We start from the raw sequence: 14,720 nt of genomic DNA on the forward strand, positions 1-14,720 counted from the left end.
ATCAATTTAATAAGGCTGGTGTAAATAATGGGAACCGATGTAGCCAATACAAACAACCCAATTGAGAAATCCGTGATTAACAAAATTAAGTTTCGTGTTATCCCGTTTGTGGTCATTTTATATGTCGTAAGTTATCTCGACCGGGTGAATTTAGGCTATTCGGCATTGGAATTGAACGAAGATTTAGGCATCACAAGTGCCCAGTTTGGTTTAATGGCCGGGATATTTTTTATCGGGTATTTTCTTTTCGAGATACCTAGCAACATGTTTATGCATAAGGTCGGTGCACGAATTTGGATTGCTCGCATTCTAGTTAGCTGGGGTATTGTTGCAATGGCAACCGGCTTTGCTCAAAATGTGACTCATCTTTATATTTTGCGTTTTATATTAGGGATAGGGGAAGCGGGGTTTTTCCCGGGAATTCTTTTATACCTAACATACTGGTTTCCAGCACGTGAGCGTGCCAGAGTAGTTGCTATGTTTATGGTAGCGCTTCCGATTTCTTATATTATCGGTGCTCCAATTTCCGGTGTGATTCTTGATTATGTCCATTGGGGCGGGCTAGCCAGTTGGCGTTGGTTATTTATACTTGAAGGGTTTCCTGCGGTGGCTTTAGGCGTCCTAACGTTTTTTATTCTTGCAGACAGGCCCGGTGATGCAAAGTGGCTAACAAATAAAGAAAAAGCTTGGTTAAAACAGGAGCTGGAACAGGAAAATCAGAAAAAAACGGGAAAGCATCAGTTGTCTACAAAAGAAGTTATATTAAATGGCCGGATTTGGTTGTTGGGGTTTATCTATTTTTGTATTGTAATTGCTTTGTATGGAGTAGGCTTTTGGGTTCCTCAAATCGTAGAAAGCCTTTCAGAATCGATATCAAATACGCAAGTTGGTTTAATTACGGCGATTCCTTATGTCTTTGGCGGTATTGTGATGGTCTGGTGGGGGCGACACTCTGACAGAACACTTGAACGACGGTACCATACAGCGATCCCGCTGATTGTTTGTGCCGCGGGACTTGCGGTATTAGGGCTTGTTGCGAATAATATCGTTTTGTCAATTGCGGTTTTGACGGTTGTGATCATTGCCACTTTTAGTTTCTTTGGGCCATTCTGGTCTCTGCCATCATCATTTTTAACTGAGTATTCGGCTGCAGTAGGTATTGCTAGCATTAATTCGTTAGGAAACTTGGGGGGATTCCTCGGACCTTATGCTATTGGGATGGTCACTCAGGCGACTGGAAATCTATACAGCGGTCTCTATGTCATTGTCGTGTTTTTAGTTATTGGTTTCTTCGTGACGCTTGGCGGTTCGCGTTTTGCCAAAAGCGAATTAAACAAAGGAGGTATGCAAAATGAGGTTAAACAATAAAGTAGTCATTATTACAGGGGCTGGAGGCGGGATGGGGCTTAAGACCGTCACACGTTTTCTTGAAGAAGGAGCAAAAGTCGTTGCAACGGATTTAACGGTGGATATTATTCATGAACAGTTAGGTGGCAATGCTGCCGATGATCAACTTCTTATTGTTAAGGCAGATATAACAGAGGACCGCGACATTGAAAAACTTGTTCAACAAACAGTTAACCGATTTGGAGGAGTGGATGTTTTAGTAAATGTGGCGGGGATTGCCCAGACAGCTACACCGATTGAAGATGTTTCAAATGAAACATGGGATCGCATCATGTCGATTAACACGAAATCGTTATTTCTCACAAGCCGTGCGGTTGTCCCGGTCATGAAAAAACAAAAAACCGGGGTCATCATTAACGTTGCTTCAATTGCGGCTGTGCGGCCGCGTCCTGGTTTGAATGCCTATATTGCCTCAAAAGGAGCGGCACTCGCTTTTACGCAAGCACTGGCAATTGAACTGGCTGACCATAAAATTCGTGTTAACGCAATTAATCCGGGACCTGCCGATACGAAGATGCTGGGGCAGTTTGCAGCAGAAGGGGTTAATATAGAAGAAACGAAAGAGGCTATTTTTCGAAACAGTGTTCCGCTTGGTGAGTTGATCCAACCGGAGGATATTGCAAATGCTGCTGTTTATTTAAGTTCCGACGAGGCGAAAAGAGTAACCGGAGCAATCTTTAACATTGACGGCGGAAGAGGAATTTAGCTAAAACAGAAGGGAGATCATGGGAGTGCAATCTAAACGAATGTATATAAATGGAGAATGGACGGAAAGTATCTCAAAAGAAACGCTGAATGTCCTAAACCCTGCCAATTCTGAACGGTTATACGATGTCCCGAGAGGAAATTCAAAAGATATTGACAGAGCAGTGGAAGCGGCTCGAACCGCTTTTGAATCAGAGCAGTGGCAAACGTTCAAACCCCATGAACGGGGAAGGATTCTATTTGAGGTGGCGCAAGCAATCCGCAACGAAAAAGAAACGATTGCCGAGATGGAGACGCTGGATTGCGGAAAGCCGATTACTCAGGCTCGTGCAGATGTGGAAGCAGCTGCCCGATATTTCGAGTATTATGCTGGGGTGGCTGACAAGATTCTGGGTGAAACAATACCTGTCGAACCGAGCATTCTTGATTATACCGTTCGAGAACCGGTTGGTGTCACAGCACATATTATTCCGTGGAATTACCCGATCCAGATATCCTCACGAAGCACTGCAGCAGCCATCGCTACGGGGAATGCTGTCGTCATGAAGCCAGCCGAAGATACACCGGCAACGGCACTGAAGCTTGCTGATATTTTTGAAAAAACCGCTTTGCCAAAAGGCATTTTTAATGTTGTTACAGGTTATGGTTATGAGGCAGGCACTGCTCTGTCGGATCATCCTGGTGTGGATCATATTACGTTTACCGGATCCGTTGAAACCGGAACGGCGGTCATGACGATGGCAGCAAAGCATATTACTCCGGTTACGTTAGAGCTCGGCGGCAAATCGCCGAACATCGTTTTTAGAGATTGTAATCAGGAAGAAGCACTAAATGGCGTAATCCGTTCGATTATCCAGAATGCGGGACAAACTTGCTCGGCCGGATCCCGACTGCTCATTGAGTCAACGTTCCATGATGAATTTGTCGGGAAAGTATGTGAAAGAATGCATGACCTGGTAATAGGACCGGGAATGGATGATCCGGATATCGGGCCGATTTTGTCGGAAAAACAATTGAACCGGATTGAAGAATTTATGAAACTAGCTAAAGAAGAAAAGGTTGATATTCTCGTTGGGGGAGGAAGAGAACTTGTACAAGGGGCCGAGGGCGGATATTATTTTCAACCGACCGTATTGGATCATGTTGATTCAGAAAGCAAACTTGCCCAGGAAGAAATTTTTGGTCCTGTCCTAGCTGTGTTTACATTTGAAACGGAAGCGGAAGCACTGGCCCTTGCAAACCAAACGGAGTATGGATTAGTAACGGGAATTTGGACGACTGATATTGGCCGTGCTCTCCGGCTCGCTGGAGGAATTCGTGCAGGGCAGATTTTTATTAATAATTACGGAGCAGGCGGTGGGATTCAAATGCCGTTCGGCGGTTATAAGAAAAGCGGTTTCGGACGAGAAAAAGGATTAGAAGCTTTGAAAAATTACACGCAGGTCAAAAATGTAGCCATTAATACAGGGAGTTGAAGCCCGTTTTTTAAAAGCGTCATGGTTTTTCATTCACGAGGAGAATGTATATGAAACTAGCTTTAATTCATGCCACTACAACTGCGTTAGATCCTATTGTTAGAGCATTTTATGAAGCGGGGAATGAAGTAGAACTTCTTCATTTTATGGACACTGGGTTGCTTTCTATGATGGAAGAATACGGTTCGCTAACACCAGAAATTATCCAGCGATTTTCTTTATTAGTTAACTTGGCTGCTCAATCTGATGTGAACTGTATTCAACTCACTTGTTCTGCCTTTAATAACGTAACCAATATCCTACAACCGCTGTACCCTATTAAGCTATTTCGATCGGATGAAGCGATGCTTGATGAAGCACTTGCTTATGAACGTATTGGTTTAGTTTCTACAGTAAGAGAAACACCCATTGCATTAATGAGTTATTTAAGAGAAAAAAATCCAAGTGTTAAGGTGAAATCCCTAGTAGAACCAGGTCTTATTCATTTGCTCTTTCAAGGAAAGAAAGACCAACATGATGAACAAGTAATGAAAATGGTTCATAAATTAGAAGGAGAGGTAGATGCGATTGTCCTTTCCCAATACAGTATGGAGCATATAGCAGATCAGGTTCATTCTTCTGTTCCAATCCTAACTGCTCCTAGAGCATCAGCAAAAAGATGCTTAACCTATTTAAAGACTATGTGTTCACCATAATTAAACGCGATTGTGTAGATTGAATAAATATCTATTTGATTGTATAAGAGAAGATAGAAAAAGGAATTAAAGATTAAAATGCCCTTTAACCCATCTTTTACTGTTTGAAGAATAATTAAAGCCAGTTTTTTATGCGTAAAGCATTGAAACTGGCTTTTTCTCTTTTTTTGAATGGTTACAATCAGACTTTCACAAAATGCGGGCGACCACTCATATTAGTCGAAGTTAGAATAAGTAAAATGTTTTTGTGATTTTTAGATAATTGTGCTAATATATTGATTAATGATATACCGTATCACTTATCGGTATGACTCTTCTGTGAATTTACAAAAGAAATTTTATTAAATTAGTTAGGAGGGATCATTTTTTGACACTGCCATTAGAAGATATTAAGATTCTCGATTTATCAAGGATCTATGCTGCTCCGGCAGGATCGATGATATTAGCCGATTTGGGCGCAGATGTGATTAGGATCGAATCTCCTAAAGGAACCGATAGCATGCGCGAATGGTCTCCTTTTGTGCAAAGTGAGAGCACATATTATTTTACAGCTAACAGGAATAAACGTTCTGTTACCATTGACTTGAAAAACGAGCACGGTAGATCTTTGTTTTTAAAACTCGTAAAAAACGCGGATGTGGTGCTTGAGAATTTTTTAACAGGGACACTGGATCGTTTAGGAATTGGGTATGAACAACTCAAAAAGATCAATCCTAATATCATCCTGTGTTCAGTTACAGGGTATGGACAAACGGGACCATATAGCAAAGAACCAGGTTTTGACCCGGTTATACAAGCAATAGGTGGATTAATGGATGTCACAGGCCATCCTGAAGGAGAATCTACACGAGTGGGGGTACCTGTCGTTGATATTATCTGTTCCCTGTATACAGCAGTAAGCATTATGTCAGCTATTAGAGTTAAGGATAAAGAAGGGGAAGGGCAGCACATCGATCTATCTTTGTTAGATGTACAAATCAGTTCTTTAGCCAATATTGCAAGCAGTTATTTGATGGCAGGGAATATTTCAAAAAGATTAGGCAACCAGCACAATAATGTCGTTCCATACCAAGTATTTCAATGTGAAGATAGGCCACTGATGATTGCCGTAGGGAATGATAAACAATTTAGTAAGCTCTGTGAACTCCTGAATCAACCTGAATGGTTAACTAATGATAAATATAGAACAAACAGTGCCAGGGTTGAAAACAGACGCGAAATTACCGAACAATTAGAACAAATATTCATGACGAAACATGCAGATGAATGGTTTAAGCTCCTTTCAGAAAAGGGCATTCCTTCTGGCCCGGTTAACAATGTTGAACAAGCATTTAATCATCCGCAAGTTCGTGCCAGAGAAATGGTGGTAGAGGTTCCTCATCCGACTTTAGGAAAGATTAAATTGGTTAGAAATCCAATCCGTTTTTCAAAAACACCCATTACGATTAGGAAACATCCTCCTCTTCTAGGGGAGCATACAGTTTCATTTCTTCAAGAGGAATTAAAATTAGATTTGGAAGACATAGAACACTTACGATCTCAGGGCGCAATTTAATTTTAGGTGGCTATAAAATGGCAAAAGAAGATTCTATGCAAACAATTAGTCGTGCAATTCATATATTGAAATCGTTTTCTCGTGAAGAGAAAGAGCTTTCCTTAGCAGATCTTCACCGAAAATTAGGATTATCCAAAGCAAGCCTTCAAAGAATTCTAAACACGTTGGTATTGTATGGAATAGTTGATAAAAACGAGGAAAGGAAAACCTATCGGCTGGGGATTGAGTTGTACTTTCTCGGACATTTGGTAGAAAAGAATTCCAATATATTATCTATCGCAAATCCACATATGAAAGATTTGAATAAATTGTTTGATGAAACAGTCTCCTTAAGCATCATCCATCAAAACCAGAGGAAATGTATTGGATATGTAGCTAGTAATCATGAATTAATGGCACTTACTTATATCGGGCAGTATTCGCCACTGTATGCAGGAGCGTCAGCCAAAGCATTAATGGCTTACCTTTCCGATCAAGAGCTAAATGAGATTTTAGACGGCCTTACGCTAGAGCCGATAACCAAGGAAACGATTACGGATAAAGAAAAGTTAAAAAAAGAGATCCAGACAATTCGAGAGCAGGGGTTTGCAATAAGTAACAGCGAACGTGTGGTTGGCTCATTTTCTATCAGCTCTCCTATAATAGACCGATTTAATAAAGTGATTGCGGCTATTACATTGATGATTCCTACAGTACGGGTAGATGAATCAAAAATGGAAACATATATCAAACACGTGAAAGAAACGGCTTCGATCATTTCACAGAAATTGTCTTAAAGTCTTAGATAATTAAAAAATTTTTAAGGAATAGGGTGGGAAAATGACTGATTTAATTTTTGAAGTGCATGAGGGAGTAGCTACGATTACACTAAATCGTCCTGAGGCAAGGAATGCCTTTAGTATGCAGATGATCGATTTATGGATCAAGGCACTTGAAGAAGTCAGGGATAATGATGAGATTCGTGTTTTGATTTTAACCGGGAATGGAAGGGCATTCTGTGCCGGCGGCGATATTAAGGCAATGAAAAACGGACTGGGTTTCTTGGATCTTACCGGGCATGAGGATAAGGACTTGGCCACATCAGGATTAGCTCGAAAGAATAGCTTATGGAAGTATGTCCAACGAATCCCGTTGTTAATGGAGGAAATTGACAAACCTACAATTGCAGCTATAAACGGTGATGCCATAGGCGCAGGTTTCGATATGTCCTTACAATGTGATTTACGAATAGCTTCAACACAGGCAAGGTTTAGTGAAGGTTATGTAAACGCAGGTATTGTTCCTGGTGACGGCGGTGGTTACTATTTACCTAGACTGATAGGTCTCGATAAAGCACTTGAATTATTATGGACGGGAAGAATGATTGACTCGGAGGAAGCAGGAAAGTTGGGATTAATTACAAAGCAAGTACCTCACGATGTATTAATGGAGGAAGCCTACAAGTTAGCAAATCAACTCGCACGCGGTCCTCAAACTGCAATCCGACTCATTAAACGAACCGTGTATCAAGGTCTAAAGACAGATTTAAGAACATCCCTGGATATGGTCTCCTCCTTTATGGGAATCGTTACGGAACATCCTGATTATCAAGAAGGCTTAGATTCTATCGTTGAGAAACGTAAGCCTGAGTTTAAATAAGGCTTTTTACTTCGGTAATCTATACGTTGTTATCATTCGGAGGTGAACTTTTTTGGTTAAGTCTTTGGAATTAGAAACTATTCAGCTATCGCAAAAGACAGAACAGGTAAGACATCAGGTTCGTAACTTTCTTAAAGAAGAAATGGAAGCGGGAACTTTTATTCCGCAATGTGATTCTTGGCTAAGTAAATGGGATCCGGAATTCAGCCGTAAGCTTGGACAGCGCGGATGGCTTGGGATGACGTGGCCTAAACAATATGGCGGTCAGGAACGGACAGCGCTAGAGCGTTATGTGGTCACTGAAGAGTTATTGGCTTTTGGATCACCTGTTGCAGCACATTGGTTTGCTGATCGCCAGACAGGTCCTCTTTTGCTGCGCTATGGAAACGAAAAACAAAAAAGTGAAATTCTACCTCGTATTGCTCGGGGGGAAGTTTTCTTTTCTATTGGACTAAGTGAGCCAAATACAGGTTCAGATCTTGCCTCAATATCTACGAATGCAAGGAAAATAGATGGGGGTTGGCTGCTTAATGGCAGTAAGATATGGACCAGTGGTGCACATCGTTCTCATTATATGGTGACACTATGCCGAACTTCTACTAAAACAGATAACCGACATGAAGGATTGAGCCAATTAATGGTTGATATGTCTTCCTCGGGAGTATCCGTACGTCCTATTCATTTAATGACAGGGGAACATCACTTTAACGAGGTCTTCTTGGAGGATGTCTTCGTACCGGATGATATGGTTGTGGGAACTATTGGGGATGGATGGAAGCAAAGCATGGCTGAATTAGCCTTCGAACGAAGTGGCCCGGAGCGTTTCTTAAGTACCTTTCCATTATTGGTTGAGTTAATTCGTGTTTTACAACAAGAGACAACAAATGAAGGCGGTTTCACAGCCGTGGGAAGACTTGTCGCTCGTCTAACGACATTACGTGAAATGTCGTTAGGAGTAGCAGGCCTACTTGAACAGGGTGTTTCTCCTGACATTACCGCTGCTTTAGTAAAAGATTTAGGTACGCAGTTTGAGTGTCAAATCGCTGAAGTCGCCCGTTTATTAGTCTCTTCTTCAACACGGGTTGCAAATTCGCGCTTTAAATCATTGTTAGCGGACGCGGTATTACATTCGCCAGGTTTTACCCTTCGTGGAGGGACGACGGAAATATTACGAGGAATTATTGCAAGAGGGGTCGGGATAAGATGAACGACATAAGCCAGATCATTAAGGAAACGGCTGAAAAAATCATGGAAGATTTGTGCACCAAACAAGTTGTTGAAGACTCCGAACTTGGTATTTTACCTAGGGAACTATGGAAAACGATAGTTAAATCAGGAATGGCAACCGTTGGGGTTTCTGAGGAAGCAGGGGGTTCAGGCGGCAGTTTTGCCGATGCTTTAACTATATTGAGGATTGCAGCGAAATTCTCGGCCCCTATTCCAATTGCAGAGACGTTAATGGCCAACTGGGTCCTTTCCGAGGCGGGCTTACCTTTAATGGAAAAGCCAACTACAATTGCTTCAAATAACAACGGGAATAAAATGATGTTTATAGAAATTTCGGATGGGTGGACAATTTCTGGCTCTGCTTATGATGTTCCTTATGCTCGTTACGCTGAAGCTGTTGTAGTAATAGGGAATTCACAACAAGGAAATATGGTTGCAATTGTAAATCCGAGGGCATGTCATATTGAACATGAGCAAAATCTAGCAGGCGAGGCAAGAGATCATTTGTATATTAATAACGTCCATTTGCAGGGGGAAGCGGTTTCGAGGGTGAGAGAAGGTAATGATAATAATCTCTTGTATAGAGGTGCATTAATACGTGCCGTTCAAATGACAGGGGCGCTTGAAAGGATTCTCGAACTTTCTATAGCTTATTCAAAAGAACGGATACAGTTTGGGCGCCCTATCGCAAAGTTTCAAGCGATCCAGCAGCAAATTGCTATTTTAGCAGGTGAAGTTTCATCAGCAAAAACTATTACCAATCTAGCAGTCAAGTCTTTTGAAGCGGGCAACGGTGAAAAACAAATCATGGCCGCTAAAATTAGAGTAGGTGAGGCTGCAAGTCTTGGAGCACCAATTGCACATCAAATTCATGGCGCTATCGGTTTTACCGATGAACATTCCTTGCAACAAAGTACGAGGCGACTTTGGTCATGGCGTGATGAGTTTGGAAATGAGAGCTATTGGGCTAATAAACTGGGGAACGAGGTTTTAAACACAGGGCCAGATTATTTATGGCCGTTTGTTACATCAATGAACAGTGAGCTCGTTTTATAATAATTGCAGTAAATTCCTGATGCCCGGACATCAAGCTAACAGACCCCGTTACATCCGGGAACCGCCAAGTATCATTGAAAATGGATATGAAAAAGGGGAGGTAATGTTAATGCAAAGAATCATGAGCTTGATTATTGTTTTATTGCTGGCCGCTCTGACAGGCTGCGCTAATCCTACTCCGCAAAAGCCTGGAGAAACAAAACAAGCAAGTGGATCCAACGAAGGTGAAGCCAAACAAATTACGATTGCTGGAAATGGTGGAAAAATTGAAAAAGCTGTCCGTGACATAATTGCCCCTAAATTTGAGGAAGAAACAGGCATTCAAGTAAATTATATTGCCGGCCTATCAGGTGAAATTTTATCCAAAGTTGAATTGCAGAAAAATGCGCCGCAAATTGACATTGCTTTCTTTGTTCCCGTCGATGTACAGCGCGCTAATGAAAAAGGGCTTATTGAAAACGTTGACGTAACAACAGTCCCAAATATGGAAAAGGTTGATCCGCGTTTTGTTGCGATTGACAAGGTAGCTGCACCGGCATTTGGCCTGGTGAATGCTCCAGCATACAACACTGAAACTTTTAAAAAGAACGGTATCAAACCAATTGAGTCTTGGAATGACTTGGCTCGTCCTGCATACAAAGGTAAAACGGCATTTGCTGACATATCTAACGACTGGGGTTTTAACACATTATATAACCTGGCACTGGCCAATGGCGGTAGCATTGATAACCTGGAACCTGGGTTAAAAAAGGCCAAAGAGCTGGCCGGCTATTCTTCTACTTTCTATAAAAACTCCACACAAATGATGCCCGCCATCCAACAGGGGGCTGCGGACGTTACAGTAATGGGAAGCTACGTAATTGCAGATCTGGCTGCTAATTCCGGGGTACCGTTAAAAATGGTCGTACCAAAAGAAGGTGTATATATGCATGCTTTTAGTGCCGCATTGATAAAAAATACACCTAATAAGAAAGAGGCAACCGAGTTTATTAACTACCTAATTAACGAAGAATCACAAAAATCCATTTCTGAGGAAGGTTTCTATCCAGTTATCAAAGGAATGAGCATACCAGAAAAATATGAAGAAATCATCGGCCTGAAAGATTCAGACAAAACATATAAGCCTGACATTGCAAAATTAGCGGAAACCCGGGGTGAATGGACAGACAGATGGTCGAAAGAGGTAACTCCTGAGCTTGGGAAATTATTAAAATAAAGATGTGATAAATAAGAGACAAACAAAAAATAAAGCAGCAAGAAGAGATGATAAACAACCTCTTCTTGCTACTATTTATTTTTTAATCAAAAACTCCTCGATATACAAGGCCCAGACTTCATGGCCTTTTGCATTGGCACTTTCGTTGTCTTTGTTTAAGAAATTTTGTAGTTCTTTTGAATGGATATCTGGCCAAACTGTCCAGTGATCCAGGTACGTGATGTTATTTTCCTTTGCAAAGTTCTTTAGTTCATTAACCTGCTGAGGATAGAAGGTTGCCTTATAGAGCGGATGGGGAGGCTGCAGGATAAAGGTTGTATCTTTCTTGGCTGCCTTCACATTTTGAATAATGGTAGTGATGTTGTCTAACGTATCGCTGTTGTTAATCTCTCCATTATCAGCCAGTGTAAATGGCTCAAAGATAATCAGATCTGCTTTCTGATCAATCAACTCTTGCTGTTTATCTTGTTGGACAAATTCCATGGAGTTGAGGTCGTACTGCTTTACTTTTACTGTTACCGTGTCTCCATACGTTTTTTCTAGTTCCCCTTTAACAGCGTTTGGCCAGCCATTCACGTTTGCTGCCATTGCTTTGGAACCGCCAAAAAGAATCGTGAACGGCTTTTTTTCTCCGAGTCTTTTTTTATATAATTCCTGACTTTCTTTTGGCCAATTGCCGGCAAAAGAAAGCAACTCATCTTCGGTTGGATTCTGCTTTTCATCCACACTCTTTTGTGGAACTTCCTCCTGGGCAGCCGATGAAGAATTTACGGAACTTTTGATTTGATCATTCCAGTGCATATTCCCAAGTACCAGAACGGCAGTACAAGCAATAGCCAATAACAATGATAGGATAATTTTCATATTTACCTCCAAAATAAAACTTTATACCTAATGATAGCGCCACTAAACATGTAACTATTACCAATTTAATAGATGTACTACCTTTTTACTAGGAAATACTATTTAATAATTGAGTAGATAAAAAAACAAATTCACTAAGATTATGACAAGAAAATCATAAAATGACAAGATAATATGATATAATACTCTTTGTTTTTATAGTAAGAAACTGGGAGGAAACAATGGAAGAGACGATAAGTTTAAAAGAATTGTTTGGCACACTTAGAAAACGGCTGAGTTTAATTGTAATCATTACCCTTCTGGCTGTTCTGGTCAGCGGCATCATTAGCTATTTTTTCTTAACTCCTATTTACCAGACATCTACGCAGATCCTGGTGAATCAATCGAAGAATGAGCAATCCACCTATGACATTAACCAAGTACAAACGAATTTGCAGTTGATTAATACATACAATGTCATTATCAAGAGCCCGGCCATTTTGGAATTAGTAAAGAAAGATTTAAATCTTGATATGACCGCAGAGGAGTTAAACGGAAAGGTTACCGTTCAAAGCGAACAGGACTCTCAGGTAGTGAATGTAATGGTTGAGGATCCAGATCCGCAAAAAGCAGCAAATATCGCAAATAAAACGGCAGAGGTTTTTCAGGCTGAAATCGTGAAAATCATGAATGTCGATAACGTGAAAATCCTGTCTAAAGCTTCCGTACAAGATAACCAATCTCCAATCAAACCAAATCCACTACTGAACATAGCGATTGCCTTAATCGTTGGATTGATGGCCGGCATCGGTTTGGCATTTTTGTTGGAATATTTGGACAACACGATTAAAACAGAACAGGATATTGAAAGGGCATTAGAGTTGCCTGTTTTGGGTGTCATTACGGAGATTGACGAGCAAGAAGATTTCCGATCTAGAGCTGGGCGGAAACTAAATGGAAGAGGTGAGGCAGTTGGCTCCTAAAAAGAAAATGGCGGAACTTAAAAGAAAGCTAATCACCAAACTGAATCCAAAATCACCTATCTCAGAACAATACCGGACAATCAGGACCAATATCCAATTTTCTTCAGTCGATAAAGATGTTCGATCCATATTAGTGACTTCTTCAGGCCCTGGCGAAGGAAAATCTACGACTGGCGCTAACCTGGCTGTTGTATTTGCGGAGCAAGGAAAATCAGTGCTATTCGTTGATGCTGACTTACGAAAACCTACTGTCCATTACACATTTAATATAACAAATACATTTGGATTGACGAATGTGCTAACAAAGCAGGCTGATCTAAAAGATACAGTGTTTCAAACGGATGAAAGAAACTTGTATGTGCTTCCAAGCGGACCGATACCTCCGAACCCAGCTGAATTGTTAGGTTCAAAGGCAATGGACGACTTGATGAAAGAGATCCTGCAGGAATTTGACCTTGTTTTATTTGATACGCCGCCAATATTAGCTGTAACAGATGCCCAGATCCTGGCAAATCGCTGTGATGGAACAATCCTGGTCGTATCCAGCGGCAAGACGGAAATTGAGCAAGCTGCCAAAGCAAAAGAACTGTTGTTATCTGTTAATGCAAGCATTTTAGGAACGGTATTAAATAATAAAAAGGTAAAACAGGGTCAATATTACTATTATGGTGGGAAGTAGTATCATTTACGATAAATTAACGTCTGTAATGTAAGAAATGTGTTACATTTAGTAGAAAGATAATTGGAAACGTAATGGAGGGATTGTAATGATTGATATACATTGCCACATCTTGCCTGGTATTGACGATGGAGCTCAAACTATAGAGGATAGTATGGCGATGGCAAAACTAGCGGTTCAGGAAGGGATCACTTCAATTATTGCAACTCCCCATCATAACAATGGAAGTTACGAAAATAAAAAGCATGAAATCTTAGAAAAAGTAGAAGAACTAAACAGCATTTTGCAAATAGAATCAATACCATTACATATATTACCCGGGCAAGAGCCGAGGATTTACGGGGAATTGTTAGAAGATTATCAGAAGGATGAAATTGTAACCTTGAATGTTGGTGGACAATATCTTTTCATTGAACTGCCGTCAGGACATGTACCACGCTATACGGAACAGCTCCTTTATGACATTCAACTGAATGGCTTGACCCCTATTATTGTCCACCCGGAAAGAAACTCGGAACTCATTCAAAACCCGGACACTATGTATCAGCTCGTAAAAAAAGGAGCCTTGACCCAAGTGACAGCTTCAAGTGTGGCAGGATACTTTGGCAAATCGATTAAAAAATTCAGCCTACAATTAATCGAGGCGAACTTGACGCACTTTATTGCATCAGATGCCCATAATGTCTCAAACCGGAGCTTTAAAATCACTGAAGCATTGGATGAAATCGAAAAAAGGTACGGTGTGGATATGGTTTATCTCTTTACTGAGAATGCGGAACTATTGGTTGACAGAAAGTCTGTATACAAAGAAATACCTGAAAAGGTAAAAAGGAGAAAAGTGTTGGGAATCTTTTAATCTATTAGTTAGACAATAATATATACTGTCAGGCTTAACACCTGACCGGCGAAGCTTCCAGTCCGTTATCCAGGGTGGCACTCGATCATGCTGTGGGGATAACCGGACCGGTACCCTTAGACGCCTGTCGTCGATAGCATGGTGTGAGGACGGGTTAGATGCCCATCTTTATCTTTTTATTTAACTAAGTTAAATATCTAATGATAGGGCATGTAAAGACACATGTATTATCATTAGATATTTATTTTTCAGCTTTATTCTTTCATTTATTATGTAAGCAAAGAATGAGATATTTTTTTTAATTTGAAGAGAGACTCAGTTGGCATATTAAAACCGATTAACATTATGGTTTGGATAGGTTACACTTAACTAGACAGAAAAGATA

The 14,720-nt window shown here is 40.7% G+C and carries 14 protein-coding genes; 13 read left to right on the forward strand and 1 reads right to left on the reverse strand.

What is annotated here, in order from left to right; all coding sequences use genetic code 11:
• Positions 1–27 precede the first annotated feature (27 nt).
• The 10 genes from ELQ35_RS15045 (at position 28) to ELQ35_RS15090 (ending at position 10,974) form a co-directional block, all read left to right on the forward strand.
• Positions 28–1,368 (forward strand): MFS transporter, encoded by a 1,341-nt coding sequence (locus ELQ35_RS15045; RefSeq protein WP_126865649.1) that lies wholly within the window; start codon positions 28–30, stop codon positions 1,366–1,368.
• Positions 1,352–2,113, forward strand: coding sequence for a glucose 1-dehydrogenase (locus ELQ35_RS15050; RefSeq protein ID WP_126865651.1), 762 nt, complete (start codon positions 1,352–1,354; stop codon positions 2,111–2,113). Before ELQ35_RS15045 ends, ELQ35_RS15050 begins: the two co-directional genes overlap by 17 nt.
• Before the next feature lie 19 nt (positions 2,114–2,132).
• Positions 2,133–3,587, forward strand: coding sequence for an aldehyde dehydrogenase family protein (locus ELQ35_RS15055; RefSeq protein WP_185861784.1), 1,455 nt, complete (start codon positions 2,133–2,135; stop codon positions 3,585–3,587).
• A gap of 50 nt (positions 3,588–3,637) precedes the next feature.
• Positions 3,638–4,282, forward strand: coding sequence for a hypothetical protein (locus ELQ35_RS15060; RefSeq protein WP_126865654.1), 645 nt, complete (start codon positions 3,638–3,640; stop codon positions 4,280–4,282).
• 367 nt (positions 4,283–4,649) lie between these two features.
• Positions 4,650–5,837 (forward strand): CaiB/BaiF CoA transferase family protein, encoded by a 1,188-nt coding sequence (locus ELQ35_RS15065; protein ID WP_126865656.1) that lies wholly within the window; start codon positions 4,650–4,652, stop codon positions 5,835–5,837.
• A gap of 17 nt (positions 5,838–5,854) precedes the next feature.
• A complete protein-coding gene (locus ELQ35_RS15070; RefSeq protein ID WP_126865658.1) occupies positions 5,855–6,613 on the forward strand; it encodes an IclR family transcriptional regulator in 759 nt (252 codons plus the stop codon).
• A 43-nt stretch (positions 6,614–6,656) separates the two neighbouring features.
• Complete coding sequence (locus ELQ35_RS15075) at positions 6,657–7,475, forward strand: enoyl-CoA hydratase/isomerase family protein (protein ID WP_126865660.1); 819 nt, start codon at positions 6,657–6,659, stop codon at positions 7,473–7,475.
• A 64-nt stretch (positions 7,476–7,539) separates the two neighbouring features.
• Complete coding sequence (locus ELQ35_RS15080) at positions 7,540–8,682, forward strand: acyl-CoA dehydrogenase family protein (protein WP_126865662.1); 1,143 nt, start codon at positions 7,540–7,542, stop codon at positions 8,680–8,682.
• Positions 8,679–9,758, forward strand: a complete 1,080-nt coding sequence (locus ELQ35_RS15085) for an acyl-CoA dehydrogenase family protein (protein WP_126865664.1) — start codon at positions 8,679–8,681, stop codon at positions 9,756–9,758. The genes ELQ35_RS15080 and ELQ35_RS15085 overlap by 4 nt, the downstream gene beginning before the upstream one ends.
• 109 nt (positions 9,759–9,867) lie before the next feature.
• On the forward strand, positions 9,868–10,974 hold the full coding sequence (locus tag ELQ35_RS15090) for an ABC transporter substrate-binding protein (RefSeq protein WP_126865666.1): 1,107 nt from the start codon (positions 9,868–9,870) through the stop codon (positions 10,972–10,974).
• 75 nt (positions 10,975–11,049) lie between these two features.
• On the opposite strand, the gene ELQ35_RS15095 is transcribed toward ELQ35_RS15090, so the two are convergent.
• Complete coding sequence (locus ELQ35_RS15095; protein ID WP_126865668.1) at positions 11,050–11,838, reverse strand: SGNH/GDSL hydrolase family protein; 789 nt, start codon at positions 11,836–11,838, stop codon at positions 11,050–11,052.
• Positions 11,839–12,059: 221 nt separating this feature from the next.
• On the opposite strand from ELQ35_RS15095, the gene ELQ35_RS15100 reads away from it, so the two are divergent.
• From ELQ35_RS15100 to ELQ35_RS15110, 3 genes are all read left to right on the forward strand, one after another.
• Complete coding sequence (locus tag ELQ35_RS15100; RefSeq protein ID WP_126865670.1) at positions 12,060–12,800, forward strand: YveK family protein; 741 nt, start codon at positions 12,060–12,062, stop codon at positions 12,798–12,800.
• The gene (locus tag ELQ35_RS15105; RefSeq protein ID WP_281278128.1) at positions 12,772–13,479 is read left to right on the forward strand and encodes a CpsD/CapB family tyrosine-protein kinase; all 708 of its coding nucleotides are present in this window, start codon (positions 12,772–12,774) and stop codon (positions 13,477–13,479) included. Before ELQ35_RS15100 ends, ELQ35_RS15105 begins: the two co-directional genes overlap by 29 nt.
• Before the next feature lie 88 nt (positions 13,480–13,567).
• Entirely contained in the window at positions 13,568–14,335 is a 768-nt protein-coding gene (locus ELQ35_RS15110) for a tyrosine-protein phosphatase (RefSeq protein ID WP_126865672.1), read from the forward strand.
• Positions 14,336–14,720 lie beyond the last annotated feature (385 nt).

Origin of the sequence: Peribacillus cavernae, assembly GCF_003989135.1 — a bacterium.
Lineage (GTDB): Bacteria > Bacillota > Bacilli > Bacillales > DSM-1321 > Peribacillus > Peribacillus cavernae.